Origin of the sequence: Citreicoccus inhibens (assembly GCF_019039035.1) — a bacterium.
GTDB lineage: Bacteria > Myxococcota > Myxococcia > Myxococcales > Myxococcaceae > Citreicoccus > Citreicoccus inhibens.
In genome coordinates, this window is the sequence record NZ_JAHNZT010000048.1 from 18704 (window position 1) to 36487 (window position 17784).

Sequence of the window (17784 nt, forward strand, 5' to 3'; positions counted from 1 at the left end):
GCCCGATGCGCCACGGCCCCCCAGACCGTCCACCGTCCGCATTCGGCGCGGCGCATCACCTGGGCCGGGGGCCGGCCCCAGGGGGTAGAGAAACACCTACACCCATGGCCCGGCCGAGGACTCGACAAACCGGAGCCCATGGTTATGGGGGAAGCGTCGGTGGCGTCCACGGTGGCGCCCGGAGGTCCTCATGTCCGTTGAATCGCAGCCCCAGCGCGAAACCCATGCCTTCCAGGCGGAGATCAACCAGCTCCTGAGCCTGGTCATCAACTCGCTCTACAGCCACAAGGAGATCTTCCTCCGGGAGCTGGTGTCGAACGCGTCCGATGCGCTCGACAAGCTGCGCTTCCGCACCATCACCGAGACCGAGCTGCTGGGAAACGAGCCCGAGCTGGAGCTGCGCATCACCCCCAACGCGGCCCTGGGCACCCTCACCATCGAGGACACCGGCATCGGCATGACGCATGACGAGCTGGTGAAGAACCTGGGCACCATCGCCCACTCCGGCTCGCGCGAGTTCATCCAGACCATGGCCCAGAAGGGCCAGAAGGACATGCAGCTCATCGGCCAGTTCGGCGTGGGCTTCTACAGCGCCTATCTGGTGGCGGACCGCGTGGAGGTGGTGAGCCGCGCCGCCGGCGCTGACCAGCGGGCGTGGCGCTGGACCTCCGAGGCCCACGGCACCTTCACCGTGGAGCCGGCGGAGCGCACGTCGCGCGGCACGGCCATCACCCTGCACCTCAAGGAGGACCAGAAGGAGTTCCTCGAGGAGTGGCGGCTGCGCACGCTCATCACCCAGTACTCAGACTACGTGGGCCACCCCATCAAGCTCCAGGTCGCCAAGACGACCGGCACGGGGGACGACAAGAAGACCGAGGTCTCGCTGGAGGTGGTGAACAAGGCGAGCGCCCTGTGGCAGCGCTCCAAGTCGGACATCACGGATGAGCAGTACACCGAGTTCTACAAGCACCTGACGCACGACTTCGACGCGCCGCTCGCGTGGACGCACTTCAAGACGGACGGGCAGCAGCAGTTCACCGGGCTCATGTTCGTGCCCAAGCACCCGCCCTACGACCTGAACGCGCAGCAGCAGCGCGGGGTGCGGCTGTTCGTCAAGCGCGTGTTCATCATGGACCGCTGCGAGGAGCTGGTGCCGCAGTGGCTGCGCTTCGTGCGCGGCGTCATCGACTCGGACGACCTGCCGCTGAACGTGTCGCGCGAGATGCTGCAGGACTCGGCCGTGGTGCGCGCCATCCGCAAGCACGTCATCAAGAAGTCGCTGGAGATGCTGGAGAAGCTCGCCAAGGACAAGCCCGAGGACTACCGCACGTTCTGGCAGTCCTTCGGCACCGTGCTGAAGGAGGGCCTGGCGACGGAGACCGAGCACCGCGAGAAGCTGGGCGTCCTCTTGCGCTACGAGAGCTCGCGCGAGGAGGGCCTGACGTCGCTCACCGATTACGTGTCGCGGATGAAGGAGGGCCAGGAGGCCATCTATTACGTCTACGGCGAGTCTCGGAAGGCCGTGGCGGACAGCCCGCACCTGGAGGCGCTCAAACAGCGCGGCTACGAAGTGCTGTTCATGACGGATCCGGTGGACGAGTGGGCCGCGCAGGGCCTGCGTGACTTCCAGGAGAAGCCGCTGGTGTCCGCGCTCAACGCCGACCTCAAGCTCCAGAGCACCGACGAGCAGAAGCGCGAGAAGGAGCAGCAGTCCGAGGGCTTCAAGGCGCTCACGGACAAGATGAAGGACGTGCTGAGCGACACCGTGCGCGAGGTGCGCGTGTCCGACCGGTTGACCGAGTCGCCGGTGTGCCTGGTGCTGCCCGAGGGCGGCTCGCCGGCCTACCTGGAGAAGCTCCTGCGCGAGCGCGGCAAGGGCATGCCGCACATGAAGCGCATCCTCGAGGTCAATCCCAAGCACCCCGTCATCGAGCACCTGCGCGCGGTCTACACGAGCGACCCCACCGCCACGCAGGTGGGCGAGTGGATCGAGCTGCTCCATGACCAGGCGCTGCTCACCGAGGGCAGCCCGCTCAGCGACCCCAACCGCTTCGCGAAGCGGATGACGGCGCTGCTCACGCAGGTGGCCGCGCACACCGCGCCGGCCCAGCCTCGCGCGAGCTGACCCGGACCTCGCCGCGCAGCGCGTCCCTGGCATCTTGGCCGGGGACGCGCCACGGGGCTCGCCGGGGCGGGCGTTATCGCCCCAGGTCTCGCAAGACGGCCTCGGCCGCGCGACGCCCGGAGGTGAGGGCCCCATCGATGGAGGCGTTGTCCCGATGGTCTCCACAGACATACAGGCCCGGGGAGAGGCGCACCGGGCGGTGCGGCTCGTGGAGGATGGACAGCGGCTGCGCTGGTAGCGCGTGGGGAATCACATCCGTGCGCAGCAGGCGCCACGCGCTCACCGCCGACGAGCCGAACCACTCGGCGAGCTGCGCCCTCGCGCGCGCCTCCAGCGTGCCCTCATCCAAAGTGGCGCCCAGCACCGTGGCGCAGATGAGCGCCTGGCCTCGGGGCGCGTAGTCCGGTGACACCTCGCTCATCACCGCGACGTGGTTCACCGGACCGTGACCTTCGCCGTCGAGCACCAACCAAGGGCCCTCCACCGGCGGCTCCGGCGCGGCGAAATACAGACACGTCACGGCGTGCATGGCGGGCTCGGGCATGCCCAGGAGCAGGCCGCTGGCGGTGCGTGGATCCGTCGCCACCACCACCGCGTCGGCGCGAAGCGCCTCACCATCCTCCAGGCGCACACGGTGACCCCACACCTCTGTCACCGGAACGTGCATGCGCAACGTGCCGGCGGGAAGCTGCGTCGCCAGTTGCTCCGCGATGGCGCCCATCCCGCGCGCCGGCACCGCCGCGTGTCCAGTTGCGAACATCCGGAAGACGAACTCGAGCATGCGGCTAGAGGTCTCCAGCGGGCGCTCCAGGAAGACGCCCGCGAAGAAGGGCCGCAGGAACGCCTCCAGCATCGCGTCGGAGAAGCCCAGGTCCCGCAGGTAGCGCAGCGAGGTCCGCTGCGGCCGATGCCACACGTCCTCCAGCTCTCCCGAGCCAGCCTGCTGCCGCAGCTCCAGCACGCGCAGCTTGTCGCCGAGGTCCCCCACCGGCTCGAAGAGGTGCCCCAGTGCCTGGAGCGGGTGACGCGCGGGATCCACCAGCGTGCGCAGCTTGCCGCCGCGCCAGACGCGGGCCCCGGGATGGAAGGCGCGCAAGGAGAGCGCCTCCAGGTCCAGGACCCGCCGCCCCTCCGGGTAGGCCGTGAGGTAGACCTGGAAGCCCCGGTCGAGCAGGAAACCCTCGTGCGCGTCCGTGCGCACGCGACCGCCTGGCGCGTCCCCTGCTTCCAGGAGCTGAACCCGAACCCTCGACTGCCTGAGCGCCCGGGCACAGGCCAGGCCCGCGAGCCCCGCGCCCACGACGATCACCTCGGGATTCGTCACCTGGTGGCCCTCCCACATCCGCGCAGTGTCGAGACCCTCACTTGTCATGAGCCGCAAGTGCAAGGGAGAGTGGTGGGCCGGTTGCCGGGCACCGAGGAGTTGGTGCAGAACCGTACCCGTGCAGCCGTTACTGTAGAGCCCCCGTGCAGGTCCTTCGACCCGCACTCCACACTCCGGAGAGAGAGAACAGGTACTCCCATGTTGATCGTGATGCGACCCGACGCGACGGCCCAGGACATCGAGCGTGTGAACGATGAAATCCGCCGTCGCGGTTGGCAACCGCACGCGATCCCCGGAGGCAGCCGCACGGCCATTGGCATCACGGGCAACCCCGGCGCGGTGGAGCCCGAGCCTTTCCGAGTGCTGCCGGGAGTCGCGGACGCGGTCTCCATCTCGCAGCCGTTCAAGCTCGTCAGCCGCGAGGTGAAGCCGGACGACAGCCACGTGAAGGTGGGCAACCTCACCATCGGTGGCGCGGCCATCCACGTCATCGCGGGCCCGTGCTCCGTCGAGTCGCGCGAGCAGATCCTCTCCACCGCGCACGCGGTGAAGAAGGCCGGCGCCACCATGCTGCGCGGCGGCGCGTTCAAGCCCCGCACGAGCCCCTATGAGTTCCAGGGCCTCAAGGGCGACGGCCTCCAGTTGCTGGCCGAGGCGCGCAAGGAGACGGGCCTGCTCGTCACCACCGAGGTGAAGGACACCGCCACGCTGGACGCGGTGGCCGAGCACACCGACATCCTCCAGGTGGGCGCGCGCAACATGCAGAACTTCAGCCTGCTGGAGGCCGTGGGCGAGACGCGCAAGCCCGTGCTGCTCAAGCGAGGCATCAGCGCCACCATCAAGGAGTTGCTGATGGCGGCCGAGTACATCGTCGCCCGAGGCAACACCCAGGTCATCCTCTGCGAGCGCGGCATCCGCACGTTCGAGACGATGACGCGCAACACGCTCGACCTGAACGCGGTGCCCATGCTGAAGGCGCTCTCGCACCTGCCGGTCTTCGTGGACCCCTCGCACGGCATCGGCGTGCGCAAGGCGGTGCCGGCGATGATGCGGGCGGCGGTCGCGGTGGGGGCCGACGGCATCATCGTCGAGGTGCATCCGGATCCGCCGCGCGCGAAGTCGGATGGCTTCCAGTCGCTGGACTTCAACGAGTTCGAGAAGTCCATGGGCGAGGTGCGGGCCATCGCGCAAGCGATGGGACGCGAGCTGGTACGACTGGGATAGGCCATGACCCTCAAAGAAGCGCTGGGCAAGGTGGTGAGCCGGCGCGACCTGACTCGCGAGGAGATGGCCTCTGTCATGGGCCAGATGCTCGCGGGAGAGGCGTCGCCTGCCCAAGTGGGCGCGCTCGCGGCCGCGCTGCGCATGAAGGGTGAGACCGAGGACGAAATCCTCGGCGCGGCGGAGGCCATGCGGGCCTGCGCGGCGCGCATCTCGCCGACGGCGGAGGTGGTGCTCGACACCTGCGGTACCGGGGGTGATGGAGCGCACACCTTCAACATCTCCACCGCGGTGGCCTTCGTGGCCGCCGGGGCGGGCGTCACCGTGGCGAAGCACGGCAATCGAGCGGTCTCCAGCCGATGCGGAAGCGCGGATGTGCTGGCCGCGCTCGGCGTGTCCATGGAGCGTCCGCACGCCCACGTGGCGCGCGACATCGACGAGCACGGCGTGGGGTTCCTCTTCGCGCCTTCGCACCACAGTGCCCTCCGGCATGTGGCGCAAGCGCGGCGGGACCTCGGGTTTCACAGTGTCTTCAATCTGTTGGGGCCGCTGACGAATCCGGCGGGAGCGCGCTACCAGTTGCTCGGCACGTTCGACGGCAAACGCGTGGAGCAGACCGCGCGCGTGCTGGGGCGTCTGGGCAGTCGCCGCGCGTGGGTGGTGCACGGGCACGACGGGCTGGATGAGATCAGCCCTTGCGGCCCCACCGAGGTCGCGGAGCTGCGCGAGGACGGAACGGTGCGCATCTTCACGGTGTCCCCCACGGACGCGGGGCTGGACACCGTGCCGCGCGAAGCCATCGCGGGCGGCGACGCGGAGGAGAACGCGCACCGGCTGAAGGCCCTGCTCGCGGGCGAGCGCAACGGACTGAGAACCGCGGTGTTGCTCAATGCCGCCGCAGCGCTCGTGGTGGTCGGCCATGCGAACGACCTCACCGAGGGCGTGCGCAAGGCCGAGCACGCGATCGACTCGGGCGCTGCCGCGCGCAAGCTCGCGGCGCTCGTCCAGGGCGGTGTGCTGTGAGCGCGCCCCGGACTGGACGCACCGCCGAGGGCACGTTGGAGCTGATCATGGCGCGCAAGCGTCGTGAGCTGGCTCAGCGCGCGCCCTTGGCTCCCCGTCCGCGTCTTCCTGCGCGCGACTTCGCCGAGGCACTCCGGACGCGCCGCGCGCCGGAGCACCCGGTGAGCGTCATCGCGGAAGTGAAGCGCAAGAGTCCCTCGGGCGGCGCGTTTCCCCACCCCGACGTGGTGGCGGTCGCGCGCGCCTATGAGGCCGCTGGGGCCAGCGCCATCAGTGTGCTGACGGATGGGCCCGACTTCGGCGGCAGCCTGGAAGACCTCGTGGCGGTGCGTGCAGCGGTGGCGCTGCCCGTGCTCCGCAAGGACTTCCTGGTGGCCGCGCGCGAAGTGGAGGAGAGCGCGCGCTGGGGCGCGGATGCGGTGCTCCTCATCGCGGATGCGCTCTCGGACACGGAGCTTCACGAGATGCTGGCCACGGCTCGCGAAGTCCGCGTGGCCGCGCTCGTGGAGGCCCACACGGCGGAGCACGCGGAGCGGGCGCTGGCCGCGGGCGCGGGGCTGGTCGGCATCAACAACCGAGACCTCTCCACGCTCAAGACCGACACGGGCACGGCGCTTCGCGTGATGCCGAAGCTGCGTGCCCGAGCGGGCGTGCTCGTGGCGGAGAGTGGGCTGCGCTCGGTGGCGGATCTCCGCGCCGCACGCGACGCGGGCGCCGACGCGGTGCTCGTGGGCGAGTCCCTGCTTCGCGACGCGGAGCCGGGCCGTGCGCTGCGCCGTCTGCTCGGCCTGGAAGGTGGCCCGGCGTGAGCGTGAAGGTGAAGGTCTGTGGCGTCACCCGGCTCGAGGACGCGCGCGCGACGTGGGCCGCCGGTGCGGACGCGCTCGGGTTGAACTTCTATCCTCGCTCGCCGCGCTGCGTGGACATCGCCACGGCCGCGGCGCTCGCGGCCACGCGCCCGCCGCTCGGCGCGGTGGTGGGCGTGTTCGTGAACGCCTCGCCGGAGGACATCCGCGTGCGCGTGCGCGAGTGCGGCCTCACGGCGGTGCAGCTCCACGGCGACGAGCCCCCCGAGGCCTGCGGTGGCTTCGGCGTGCCCGTCATCAAGGCCCTCCAAGTTCGTGGCCCCGAGGATGTGGCTCGGGCGCGGACGTACGTGGGCGCGGGCGACGTGGCCGGGCTGCTGCTCGACGGGGCCGCGCCGGGCTACGGCGGCGGTGGCGTCACCTTCGATTGGTCGCTGGTGGCGCGGCTCACGGGAGAAGGGCTGCCGGTGTTGGTGGCGGGCGGCCTGAAGCCCTCGAACGTGGCCGAGGCCGTGCGGGCCACGCGGCCCTACGGCGTGGACGTGGCCAGCGGCGTGGAGTCCGCCCCTGGCATCAAGGATCTGGACGCGGTGCGCGCCTTCGTGCGGACCGCCAAGTCCCTCAATCTGTTTGGAGCCATCCCATGAAGTCGGAGACAGTCGCCGGACGCTTCGGGCGTTACGGCGGACGCTATGTCCCGGAGACCCTGGTGCCCGCGCTCCTGGAGCTGGAGGAGGCCTACGCGGCGGCGCGCGCGGATCCAACGTTCGGTGAAGAGGTGTCGCGAGTGCTGCGCGAGTTCGTGGGACGCCCCACCGTGCTCACGCCCGCGCACAGGCTCACCGAGTCGTGGGGCGGCGCCACCGTGTGGCTCAAGCGCGAGGACCTCGCGCACACGGGCGCGCATAAAATCAACAACACCGTGGGCCAGGTGCTGCTGGCGCGGCGCATGGGCAAGCGGCGCGTCATCGCGGAGACGGGCGCGGGCCAGCACGGCGTGGCCACGGCCACCGCGTGCGCGCTGTTCGGCCTGAGCTGCGAAGTGTTCATGGGCGCGCTGGACGTGGAGCGACAGGCGCTCAACGTCTTCCGCATGCGCGCGCTGGGCGCGGTGGTGCGCCCGGTGGAGTCGGGCTCGCGCACGCTGAAGGACGCGATGAACGAGGCCATGCGCGTCTGGGTGTCGCAGGTGCGTGACACCTACTACGTCATCGGCAGCGCGGCGGGCCCTCACCCCTACCCCACCATCGTGCGCGACTTCCAATCCATCATCGGGCGGGAGATTCGCGCGCAGACGCAGGCGGCCATCGGGCGGCTGCCCGACGCCATCATCGCGTGCGTGGGCGGCGGCTCGAACGCCATCGGCGCGCTGCACCCGTTCATCGAGGACGCGAGCGTGCGGCTGGTGGGCGTGGAAGCGGCGGGCCACGGCCTTCAGTCCGGCCAGCACGGCGCATCGCTCACCCTGGGCACCGAGGGCGTGCTGCACGGCTCGCGATCGCTCGTGCTGCAGGACGAGAACGGCCAGATTCAAGAGGCGCACAGCATCTCCGCCGGTCTGGATTATCCAGGCGTGGGGCCGGAGCTGGCGCACCTCGCCACCACGGGACGCATGGAGGTGCGCACCGCGACGGATGACGAGGCGCTCGCGGCCTTCTACGAGGTCGCGCGCACCGAGGGCATCCTGCCGGCGCTGGAGACGTCGCACGCGTTCGCGGCGGCGCGAGCGCTCGCGCAGGACATGGGGCGCGGCACGCATCTGGTCATCAACTGCTCGGGTCGCGGCGACAAGGACGTGGCGACCATCTCGGCGCGCGGCGTGCCCGCGGCGGTGGGGGTGAAGGCGTGAGCGGCGAGATCGCGAAGGCATTCGCTCGGGCCAGGTCCCGAGCAGAGGGCGTGCTCGTCGGGTACGCCATGGCGGGCGACCCGAACATCGAGCGCTCGGTCGAGGTGTTCGCCGCGCTGGTGGAGGGCGGCGCGGACATCGTGGAGGTGGGCGTGGCGTTCAGCGACCCCATCGCGGACGGGCCCGTCATCCAGGCCGCCTCGGAGCGGGCGCTGCGCGCGGGCGCCACGCTGCGCCGCGTGCTGGACGAGGTGATTCCCCCGCTGCGTCAGCGCTTCCCGGAGACGCCGCTCGTCATCATGACGTACGTCAACGTGGTGCTGGCGCTGGGTGAGGCCCGCTACGCGAAGCTGGCGCGCGAGCGCGGCGTGGCCGGCACCATCCTCCCGGACCTGCCGCCCGAGGAGAGCGAGTCCCTGCGCGCGACCTTCGACGCGGAGGGCCTGGACCTCATCCCCCTGTGCGCGCCGACGACGTCCGCCGCGCGTGCTCAAGCCATCGCGAAAGATGCACGCGGCTTCGTGTACTGCGTGTCCGTGGCGGGCGTCACCGGCATGCGAGCGGAGCTGCCGCCGGACCTCTCGGAGCGCTTGGAGTTGGTGCGGCGAGTGTCCCCCGTGCCCGTGGTGGCGGGCTTCGGCATCTCCAACGAGGAGCAGGCTCGAACCCTGGCCTCGCACGCGGACGGCGTCGTGGTGGGCAGCGCGTTGGTGCGCGCGGCGAACGCGGATGGCCCCGCGGCAGCGAAGCGGCTGTGCGCGGACATCAAACGTGGACTGAAGCGCTAAGCACGCGCCCTATCTGTCCAGCGCCGAGCGGAGCACGCGACGGGGTGCACCGCGTGGGGGCGCTCCTGGCACAATCCGCCGCCATATGGCCAGGACACCCCCACCTGTCGTCGTGCTCGTGCGGCACGGCGAGACGGCATGGAGCCGCAGCGGACAGCACACCGGCCGCACGGACATGCCGCTCCTGGAAGAAGGGCGGAAGATGGGCGAGTTGCTCGGCGCCCCACTCCACCGCTGGCGCTTCGCCGCCGTATGGACGAGTCCCCTGAGCCGCGCCGCGGAGACCTGCGCGCGCGCGGGCTACGGTGGCGTCGCGCAAGCGCGCGAGGACTTGATGGAATGGGACTACGGCGCCTACGAGGGCCGCAAGGGCACGGAGATCCGCGCCGAGCGCCCAGGCTGGACGCTCTGGCGAGACGGCGCCCCCAACGGAGAGAACGCGCAGCGCGTGGGAGAGCGGGCGGACCGGGTCATCGCCGATGCGCGCGACCTCGACGACAACGTCCTCATCTTCTCCCACGGCCACTTCCTGCGCGTGCTCGCCGCCCGGTGGCTGGCGCTCCCGCCCGACTCGGGGCGCCTGTTCCTGTTGAGCACGGGCTCCATCAGCGCACTGAGCGCGGACGGGGACGGAACCCAGCCCGCGCTCGCCTGCTGGAACGACACCACGCACCTGCGCGAGTGAGCCCAGGCGCCGCTAGAGCGCCCCCTCCAGGAAGTTGCGCACCAGCCGAGGCCCCTCCGGCGTGAGCACGCTCTCGGGATGGAACTGCAGCCCCACCACGGGCCGCTCACGGTGACGGAGCGCCATGATGAGCCCATCCTGGCTCCACGCCGTGGCCTCCAGCTCCGCGGGCAGCGACGCCTTCTCGACGATGAGCGAGTGGTAGCGCGCGGCCTGGAAGCCGGGACTCAGTCCGGAGAACACCCCCGTGCCATCGTGTTGGATGTGCGCCGCCTTGCCGTGCACGGGCAAGGGCGCGCGCACCACCCGTCCACCGAACGCCGCGCCGATGGACTGATGCCCCAGACACACGCCGAGCACCGGGACGCGCGCCTGGGTGATGGCCGCCACGCTGACACCTGCCTCGTGCGGGGTGCAGGGCCCCGGAGAGATGACCAGGTGCGACGCCCCCGTCGCCAGGACGCCCGCCACATCCAGGGCATCGTTGCGCACCACCTTCACCTCGGCGCCCAGCGTGAAGAGCAGCTGGACGAGGTTGAAGGTGAACGAGTCGTAGTTGTCGATGACGAGAATCACGGGGTGCCTCCCGCGCGCGCGAGCCGCAGGGCCGCGGCCATGGCGCCCGCCTTGGCCTCCGTCTCGTCCGACTCCTTGGAGGGCACCGAGTCCGCCACCACGCCGGCGCCCGCGGTCCACATCGTGCGGTCCCCGTCCAGGAAGAAGGTCCTGAGCGCGATGGCCACGTCCAGCGTCCCGCAGAAGGACAGGTACCCCACCGCGCCCGAGTAGGGCCCGCGACGCAGGGGCTCCAGCGCGTCGATGATCTGCATGGCGCGAATCTTCGGCGCGCCGGACACCGTGCCCGCGGGGAACGTGCTGGCCAGCGCGTCGAGCGCGTCGTACTGCGGATCCAACCGCCCCCGCACCTGCGAGACGATGTGCATGACGTGGCTGTAGCGCTCGATGACCATCAGGTCCTCGAGCCGCACGGAGCCCGGCGCGGCCACGCGGCCCACGTCGTTGCGGCCCAGGTCCACGAGCATGATGTGCTCGGCCCGCTCCTTCTCGTCCGCGAGCAACTCCTTCTCCAGCGCGAGGTCCTCGGCTTCGTTCGCGCCACGGCGGCGCGTGCCAGCGATGGGGCGCACCACCACGTCCCCATCGCGCACCTGGACGAGCAGCTCCGGCGACGCGCCCACCAGCGCGCGCGCCTCCCCCAGGTCCACGAGGAAGAGATACGGAGAGGGATTGACCCGCCGCAGGGCCCGGTAGAGCGACAGCGGAGGCATGTGCCCGCGTGCCTCGAAGCGGCGCGCCAGCACCACCTGGAAGCAGTCCCCCGCCAGGATGTACTCCTGCGCGCGGCGCACCGCCTCCTCGTACCCCGCGCGATCCCACGTCACCTCGGGAGGAGCGCCTCCCGGCAGCGCGGGCGCCGCGGCATAGGCCTCGGGAGGCAGCGGCTTGCGCAGCGCGTCCGCCATGGCCTGCGCGCGCGCCTCCGCGTCTTGAAGCGCATGCGCCACGCTGGCGTGGAGCGCGGGGCGGGCAATGGCCGTGGCGCGCAGCAACTGCGTGCGCGTGTCGTGGGTGACGAAGTCCTCGCACACCAGCCATTCCGCGTCGGGGAAGCCAATGTCCGGCGCATGCCGATCCGGCACGCTCGGCTCCAGCCACGAGATGGTGTTGTAGCCCATGTAGCCCACGAGCCCGCCCAGGAAGGGCGCCTCGCCCGGCAAGGGCGTCACGGCCAGCTCGCGCCACACGCCGCGCAGGACGTCCAGGGGCCTTCCCTCGCGCCGCTCCTCGTGCGCGCCTCGCCACAACGTCGCGCCGTCGCGGTCGAGCCGCACGCGGCCCACCGGGTTGACGCCCACGTGGCTGTAGCGCCCGAAGCGCTCGCCGCCGTGGCACGACTCGAGGATGAAGCCGCGCGAACCGCCGCCCAGCTTCAGGTACGCCGACAGCGGCGTGTCGAGGTCCGCAGGCAGGTCCACCGATACCGGGACCGCCTCGCCCTTCTCCGCGCGCCGGCGATATGCCGCCCTTCGCTCCTGTGCATCCATGATGATCGCTCGAACCCCTCGCTCGACCCGGAGGGGTACCGGGTGCCCGTCACCGCGGGCGCTAAGGCTTGTCTTGGGAAACGGCCCCGTCCGCGCCGGGCCGCACCAGCGAGTAGACCCCTTCGCCGTACTGATACACGTCGCGATTCTTCTCCAACTGCCGCACCGACTCGCCGTCCTCCGAGTCCTCGCTCCGCACCCAGTCCACGAGCACCCGCCGCGTCGCGGGCTGGAAGGTCGCCTTGTAGTTGGAATGCTCGGGCGCATCGTCAATGCCCACCAGCGACAGGGCCACCTGCCCCTTGCCCAGGACGCCCTTCTTGCGCCCCGGCACCACGTAGCTCACGTAGTGGGTGAGGTACGCGCCGCAGCTGTCCGGATGGGAGTCCAGCTCGAGCAACTCCACGCCCGCCTTCTTGCTCGGGATGAGTCGCGCGACCACCGGGCCGCCCACCGAGGCGACCTCCCCCGTGGACGGAACGTCCATGTCCACGTTGGTGACGCGGCGCCAGGGCTTCAGGCCCGGCTCCAGGATGCGCACGCGAATCTTGAACTCATTGCTCATCACCACCGTGGCCACTTCCTTCTCGCCGTCGCCGTCCAGGTCCGCCTCGAACCGGTAGGGCGTCAGCGTGTTCCCGAAGAGCCACCCCGACGGTCGCGCCCCGTCCGCCCCCGCCAGGGGGGACACGACCTCCACCTGGTACCAGGTGTTGACATAGTCGCCGACCTTCACCTGCCCCTCCTGGGCCTTCAGCACCCGGACCGAGGCGCCCAGGATCAACGTGGTCACCGCCGGGGCTTCCGGGCTCGGCTCGCTCCGGAGGTTGGCCTCGTCCACCCCCACATAAAGGGGCCGCTCGGACGGCGCGAAGCGGGTGAATGCATACGCTTCCGGGGTGCGCTCCGAGGGCTCGACCGGGGCGGAGTACTCGAGCGACTGGGGCGCCTGGCTCAGGGCCAGAGACAGCAGGAGGGTGAGCATGGTCAGGATGCGCGCGGTGAAGGGAATCCCGGTTATCCCCCGTCCCCCCACGCCATCCAAGGGGGGGCCCGGCGCGTCCGACGCGCGGCGAACAGCCGGGGCGGGCCCCGGTGGGCAGGTCCATGGCCCCAGCCCTGGGAGGCGACACCCGTGAGCCGGCTGCACCGCCGCCGCATCCTCGACGTCATCGCCACCGACGCCACCTTCGAGCGCGTCCCCCACCGCGGCCAGGAGGCATGGCAGGGCAAGTGCCTCCACTGCAACGCGCACCTCGTGGTCGCGCTGGATGGCGAGCCCATCAGCCGCGCCACCCTCGAACACATCATCCCCAGGACCGCTGGCGGCACGAACGCGCCGGAGAACCTGGCGCTGGCGTGCGCGCGCTGCAACCAGGGCAAGGGCGCCCGCCATGACCGCCACTACCCCCGCGACGCGCGGGCGCGCGAGTTGGTGGAGCGGCTGCTCGCGCGGCGCCGCGAGCGGTGGCGTGACCCCGAAGCCGACGACGACGAACCCGCACGCGAAGAGGAGGAAGCGCCGTGAGGCCTGTATGGGGCTGTAGCAAGACATCGCGTGAGACGTGCGCGTCTCGACGCGCGGCCCGTCCTGGAGGGATGGAGTTCCGTCGGGTTGATCCATCCCGGAGCCCACCTCACCGCAAATGCCCCTTCCGCTCGCCAGAAGCCGGAGTCATCGCGCGCGTGTCGCGACATTCGGTCCGTGCGTCAGGAAGTGGTATCCCCCGTTCGCAACTGCAGAATTGGTTGACACTGTCGTATCGATGGTTGATGGTCCCGCGCCGCGTTGGGTGGGGAGGTGGAGGAGTGGCCCGCCCGCGGCTCACCTAGAGGTTTCGTTGGACGTGACTGCCTTGCCTTCCGAGTGCCAGGAGCCGCCGCCCGCCCGCCCCACCCGGGCCGGGATCGCCGCTCTGCTCTCCGCGTCAGGCGGCTTTCACGCTTTCTCCTCCGCTGTCATGTCACTCCCTGAAGTCCTCTTGCCCCTGGTCCTGGTATGAGCGGCCCTCTCTTCCCACGCTGGACGAATACGGTGTCGCGCCTGTCGGCGGCGACGCTCCTCGCCGTGCCCGCCATCGCCATTGGCGGTCTCATGGCTTACGTGCGCTCTCCGCACGTCACCTTCCAGCAGCATCCGGTGGAACAGCCCATCGAGTTCGATCACCGGCACCACGCCGGCGATGAGCAGATTGACTGCCGGTACTGCCACTGGACGGTGGAGAAGGCCCCGTCCGCGGGTATCCCCTCCACCACCGTGTGCATGTCGTGTCACGCGCAGGTGTGGAACAAGAGCCCGTACCTCACCGAGGTCCGCAAGGCGTTCTTCACCGACTCGGCCATTCCCTGGGTCCGCGTCCACAACCTGCCGGACTTCGTCTACTTCAACCACTCCATCCACGTGAACAAGGGCGTGGGTTGCGCCACCTGCCACGGCCGCATCGATCAGATGGCCGCCGTGCAGCAGTTCGCGCCGTTGACGATGAGCTGGTGCCTGGATTGCCACCGCGATCCGAAGCCGAACCTCCGGCCCGCGGAGTTCATCACCAGCATGACCTGGACCCCTCCGGCGGATAAGGCCGAGGCCGCTGAGCTCGGCAACAAGCTGGCGGAAGAGTACGACGTTCACTCGCGCACGAGCTGCTCCACATGCCACCGATGAACACCAAGCCCGACGGTGCTCCTTCGCAGGACACCCCCTCGACGTTCGCGCTCCCGGTCGTCTCGGACCGCACGGGCGCTTCCCCCTCCGCCCACACCCACGGCGATGCCGTGGAGCAGGCGCTCGAGCACGCCGCCCAGCGCAGCGTCCCCGCCGAGGGAGCCTACGGCAAGACGTACTGGCTCGGCCTCGAGGAGAAGCTGGCCACGCCGGAGTTCCTGGAGGAGACCCGCCCGGAGTTCCCCGTGGGCGCGGACCTTCCCCCGACGGGCTTCGTGCGCCGCGAGTTCATGCAGCTGCTCGGCGCATCGCTGGCCCTCGCCGGCGCGAGCGCGTGCAGCACCCGTCCCTCGGACGAGCGCATGGTGCCGTACACCAAGACGCCGCCCGAGGTCGTCCCGGGCAACGCGCTCCACTATGCGTCCGGCATGACGTTCGCGGGCCACACCTCTGGCCTGCTCATCTCCGCCCGCGAGGGTCGCCCCATCAAGGTCGAGGGCAACCCCCAGCACCCCATCAACCAGGGCGCCGCCGGCATCTTCGAGCAGGCCTTCCTGCTCTCCCTGTATGACCCGCAGCGCGCCCGCGTGCTGCGCCAGGGCAAGGCCCCGCGCGCCCTGCGCGTGCTGGCCGAGGAGCTGGCCACGCTGGTCAGCAAGGCCACCGATGGCGGCGCCCGCGTGCGCTTCCTCACCGAGCCCATCAACTCGCCGATGCTCGCGGATGTGCGCAACCGCATCCTCAAGAAGCTGCCCAACGCGCGCTTCCACAGCTTCGCGCCCATCGCCCAGGACGCCAACAACGAGGCCACCCGCGCGCTGTTCGGCCAGGCCGTGGCCACGCGCTATGACCTGAGCGGCGCGGACGTCATCCTCGCCCTGGACGCGGACTTCCTGGAGAGCCGCCCCACCCACCTCGCCATGGCCCGCCAGTTCGCGGACCGCCGCGACCCGAAGAACGGCGAGCTCAACCGCCTGTACGTGGCCGAGCCCCGCTTCTCCATCACGGGCGGCATGGCGGACCACCGCGTGCGCGTGAAGTCGCGGGACATCCTCGGCGTCGCCGCCGCCGTGGCCCAGGCCATTGGCGGTCAGGTCTCCGGGCTGGCCGCTGCCGCGGCCGCCAAGGCCGGTGAGCTGAACGCGGACCTCGCCCACTGGGTGGAGGCCGTCGCCGCGGACCTCAAGTCCAAGCCGGGCAAGTCGCTGGTCATCGCGGGTGAGCGCCAGCCGGCCGCCGTGCACGCCCTGGCCCACGCCATCAACGTGGCCCTGCGCAACACGGACGCCACGGTCCACTACACCCAGGCGACCACGCCCGAGGCCTCCGGCTTCGGCGAGGTGAACGCCCTGGTGGAGGACATCAAGGCCGGCCGCGTGGACACGCTGGTCGTCACCGCCTCCAACCCGCTCTACACGCTGCCCTCCGACGCGGGCCTGGCCGAGGTGCTCAACCCCGCCACCAACCCGAACCGCGAGAAGCTCGGCGTGCTCTACGCCGCGCACTACGAGGACGAGACGTCCGACCACGTGCGCAGCGCCAAGGACTGGTTCATCCCGCTGGCGCACCAGTTGGAGACCTGGAGCGACGGCCGCGCGCTGGACGGAACGGTGGCCATCGCGCAGCCGCTCATCCAGCCGCTCTTCAACGGCGTTCCGGAGGCCGAGTTCTTCGCCCTCTTCCTGGATGAGCCCTACCGCCCCGCGTACCAGATGCTGCGCGACTTCTGGGCGGGCCAGAGCGGCCTGACCGCCGCCGCGGCCACCTTCCAGAGCGACTTCGAGTCGCGCTGGGAGACGTGGGTGTCCGAGGGTGTCGTCGCGGGCACGGCGGCCAACAAGGTCTCCGCCACCGCGAACCTGGAGGCGGCCAACGCGCTCATCGCGGCGTACACGCCCCCCGCGTCGGGCAAGGGCGACCTGGAGCTGAACTTCGTCGCGGACTACAAGGTCTTCGACGGCCGCTTCGGCAACAACGCGTGGCTCCAGGAGCTGCCGGACCCCATCACCAAGATTGTCTGGGACAACGCCGCCATCCTGAGCCCCGCCACCGCGAAGCGGCTGGGCTTCGAGTCCGGCGACATGGCGGAGCTGACCTATCAGGGCCGCAAGCTGTCCGTCCCGGTCACCATCCTCCCCGGCAACGCGGACGACACCATCGTCGTGGCGCTCGGCTACGGCCGCAACGGCCTGCACGAGGTGGTGGCCAAGGGCATCGGGTTCAACGCCAACGCGCTGCGCTCGGTGAAGGCCCCGTGGTTCGACGGCGGCGCCCAGTTGACCAAGGTCCGCGGCAGCTACACGTTCGCGCGCACCCAGTACCACTGGCGCATGGAAGGCCGCCCGCTGGCGCTGGACATGCCGGTGTCGCAGCTCACGCACCCCTCGGAAGAGACGGAGCACATCCTCGAGCGCGTCAAGGGCCCCATCGAGCCCGAGCTGCAGAACATCCTGCCCGGCGCCGACTTCGACTACTCGGGCGGCTACAAGTGGGGCATGGCCATTGACCTGTCGCGCTGCACGGGGTGCAACGCGTGCGTCATCGCCTGCCAGGCCGAGAACAACATCCCGGTCGTGGGCAAGGAGCAGGTGGGCCGCGGCCGCGAGATGCACTGGCTGCGAATCGACCGGTACTTCCAGGGCAACGAGAACGACCCGGCCATGGTCATGCAGCCGGTCGCGTGCGTGCACTGCGAGAAGGCACCCTGCGAGTACGTGTGCCCGGTGAACGCCACCACGCACTCGGACGAGGGCCTGAACGACATGGTGTACAACCGCTGCGTCGGCACGCGGTACTGCTCCAACAACTGCCCGTACAAGGTCCGCCGCTTCAACTACCTGCACTACACGCAGGGCAAGGCGCCGACCGAGAAGATGCTGATGAACCCGGACGTCACGGTGCGCAACCGCGGCGTCATGGAGAAGTGCACGTACTGCGTGCAGCGCATCGAGCGGGCCCGCATCACGGCGCGCGTCGAGAAGCGCCTCATCCAGGAGAAGGAACTGAAGACGGCCTGCCAGCAGACCTGCCCCACGCAGGCCATCGTCTTCGGCTCCCTCAACGACAAGTCGCAGCGAGTCACCCAGTTGACCGAGGATCCGCGCGCCTACGCGCTGCTCCACGAGCTGGGCACCCGCCCCCGTACCTCGCACCTCATCCGCGTGCGTAACCCCAACCCCGCTCTCGCGGTCGCCACTGAGCACTCCCAGGCGCCCGAAGGAGGCCACTGACCGCC

The 17784-nt window shown here is 70.5% G+C and carries 15 protein-coding genes; 11 read left to right on the plus strand and 4 right to left on the minus strand.

The window, feature by feature from the left end:
• Positions 1-190 precede the first annotated feature (190 nt).
• Positions 191-2125, plus strand: coding sequence for a molecular chaperone HtpG (gene htpG, locus KRR26_RS32960; RefSeq protein ID WP_120203186.1), 1935 nt, complete (start codon positions 191-193; stop codon positions 2123-2125).
• Positions 2126-2198: 73 nt separating this feature from the next.
• Here the strand turns inward: htpG and KRR26_RS32965 are convergent, their stop codons facing one another.
• A complete protein-coding gene (locus tag KRR26_RS32965; RefSeq protein ID WP_233576685.1) occupies positions 2199-3449 on the minus strand; it encodes an NAD(P)/FAD-dependent oxidoreductase in 1251 nt (416 codons plus the stop codon).
• 198 nt (positions 3450-3647) lie between these two features.
• On the opposite strand from KRR26_RS32965, the gene aroF reads away from it, so the two are divergent.
• The 7 genes from aroF (at position 3648) to KRR26_RS33000 (ending at position 9821) form a co-directional block, all read left to right on the plus strand.
• Positions 3648-4673 carry a 3-deoxy-7-phosphoheptulonate synthase gene (gene aroF, locus KRR26_RS32970; protein WP_120203189.1) on the plus strand — a complete coding sequence of 342 codons (1026 nt, stop codon included), beginning with the start codon at positions 3648-3650 and terminating at the stop codon, positions 4671-4673.
• A gap of 3 nt (positions 4674-4676) precedes the next feature.
• On the plus strand, positions 4677-5693 hold the full coding sequence (gene trpD, locus KRR26_RS32975; protein WP_120203190.1) for an anthranilate phosphoribosyltransferase: 1017 nt from the start codon (positions 4677-4679) through the stop codon (positions 5691-5693).
• A 47-nt stretch (positions 5694-5740) separates the two neighbouring features.
• Positions 5741-6502 (plus strand): indole-3-glycerol phosphate synthase TrpC, encoded by a 762-nt coding sequence (locus KRR26_RS32980; protein ID WP_217081770.1) that lies wholly within the window; start codon positions 5741-5743, stop codon positions 6500-6502.
• Complete coding sequence (locus KRR26_RS32985; protein ID WP_120203192.1) at positions 6499-7146, plus strand: phosphoribosylanthranilate isomerase; 648 nt, start codon at positions 6499-6501, stop codon at positions 7144-7146. Before KRR26_RS32980 ends, KRR26_RS32985 begins: the two co-directional genes overlap by 4 nt.
• Entirely contained in the window at positions 7143-8348 is a 1206-nt protein-coding gene (gene trpB / locus KRR26_RS32990) for a tryptophan synthase subunit beta (RefSeq protein WP_120203193.1), read from the plus strand. Before KRR26_RS32985 ends, trpB begins: the two co-directional genes overlap by 4 nt.
• On the plus strand, positions 8345-9136 hold the full coding sequence (gene trpA / locus KRR26_RS32995) for a tryptophan synthase subunit alpha (protein ID WP_120203196.1): 792 nt from the start codon (positions 8345-8347) through the stop codon (positions 9134-9136). The genes trpB and trpA overlap by 4 nt, the downstream gene beginning before the upstream one ends.
• Positions 9137-9221: 85 nt before the next feature.
• The gene (locus KRR26_RS33000; protein WP_120203197.1) at positions 9222-9821 is read left to right on the plus strand and encodes a histidine phosphatase family protein; all 600 of its coding nucleotides are present in this window, start codon (positions 9222-9224) and stop codon (positions 9819-9821) included.
• Positions 9822-9833: 12 nt separating this feature from the next.
• Here KRR26_RS33000 and KRR26_RS33005 read toward each other — a convergent pair whose 3' ends face one another.
• From KRR26_RS33005 to KRR26_RS33015, 3 genes are all read right to left on the minus strand, one after another.
• Complete coding sequence (locus KRR26_RS33005) at positions 9834-10397, minus strand: anthranilate synthase component II (RefSeq protein ID WP_120203199.1); 564 nt, start codon at positions 10395-10397, stop codon at positions 9834-9836.
• Positions 10394-11887 carry an anthranilate synthase component I family protein gene (locus tag KRR26_RS33010; RefSeq protein WP_120203201.1) on the minus strand — a complete coding sequence of 498 codons (1494 nt, stop codon included), beginning with the start codon at positions 11885-11887 and terminating at the stop codon, positions 10394-10396. Before KRR26_RS33010 ends, KRR26_RS33005 begins: the two co-directional genes overlap by 4 nt.
• Before the next feature lie 61 nt (positions 11888-11948).
• Positions 11949-12872, minus strand: coding sequence for an SH3 domain-containing protein (locus KRR26_RS33015; protein WP_217081771.1), 924 nt, complete (start codon positions 12870-12872; stop codon positions 11949-11951).
• Between the two features lie 150 nt (positions 12873-13022).
• On the opposite strand from KRR26_RS33015, the gene KRR26_RS33020 reads away from it, so the two are divergent.
• From KRR26_RS33020 to KRR26_RS33030, 3 genes are all read left to right on the plus strand, one after another.
• Positions 13023-13415, plus strand: a complete 393-nt coding sequence (locus KRR26_RS33020; RefSeq protein WP_217081772.1) for an HNH endonuclease — start codon at positions 13023-13025, stop codon at positions 13413-13415.
• A gap of 471 nt (positions 13416-13886) precedes the next feature.
• Complete coding sequence (locus KRR26_RS33025; RefSeq protein ID WP_120203206.1) at positions 13887-14549, plus strand: cytochrome c3 family protein; 663 nt, start codon at positions 13887-13889, stop codon at positions 14547-14549.
• The gene (locus tag KRR26_RS33030; RefSeq protein ID WP_217081774.1) at positions 14546-17779 is read left to right on the plus strand and encodes a TAT-variant-translocated molybdopterin oxidoreductase; all 3234 of its coding nucleotides are present in this window, start codon (positions 14546-14548) and stop codon (positions 17777-17779) included. The genes KRR26_RS33025 and KRR26_RS33030 overlap by 4 nt, the downstream gene beginning before the upstream one ends.
• Positions 17780-17784: the final 5 nt, after the last annotated feature.

Bases quoted from the DNA above. Each gene is read 5' to 3' on its own strand.
- aroF (WP_120203189.1), top strand. From the start codon at position 3,648: ATGTTGATCGTGATGCGACCCGACGCGACGGCCCAGGACATCGAGCGT.
- KRR26_RS33015 (WP_217081771.1), bottom strand. From the start codon at position 12,872: ATGCTCACCCTCCTGCTGTCTCTGGCCCTGAGCCAGGCGCCCCAGTCG.
- htpG (WP_120203186.1), top strand. From the start codon at position 191: ATGTCCGTTGAATCGCAGCCCCAGCGCGAAACCCATGCCTTCCAGGCG.
- KRR26_RS33000 (WP_120203197.1), top strand. From the start codon at position 9,222: ATGGCCAGGACACCCCCACCTGTCGTCGTGCTCGTGCGGCACGGCGAG.
- KRR26_RS32980 (WP_217081770.1), top strand. From the start codon at position 5,741: ATGGCGCGCAAGCGTCGTGAGCTGGCTCAGCGCGCGCCCTTGGCTCCC.
- trpB (WP_120203193.1), top strand. From the start codon at position 7,143: ATGAAGTCGGAGACAGTCGCCGGACGCTTCGGGCGTTACGGCGGACGC.
- trpD (WP_120203190.1), top strand. From the start codon at position 4,677: ATGACCCTCAAAGAAGCGCTGGGCAAGGTGGTGAGCCGGCGCGACCTG.
- KRR26_RS33025 (WP_120203206.1), top strand. From the start codon at position 13,887: ATGAGCGGCCCTCTCTTCCCACGCTGGACGAATACGGTGTCGCGCCTG.
- KRR26_RS33030 (WP_217081774.1), top strand. From the start codon at position 14,546: ATGAACACCAAGCCCGACGGTGCTCCTTCGCAGGACACCCCCTCGACG.
- KRR26_RS33010 (WP_120203201.1), bottom strand. From the start codon at position 11,887: ATGGATGCACAGGAGCGAAGGGCGGCATATCGCCGGCGCGCGGAGAAG.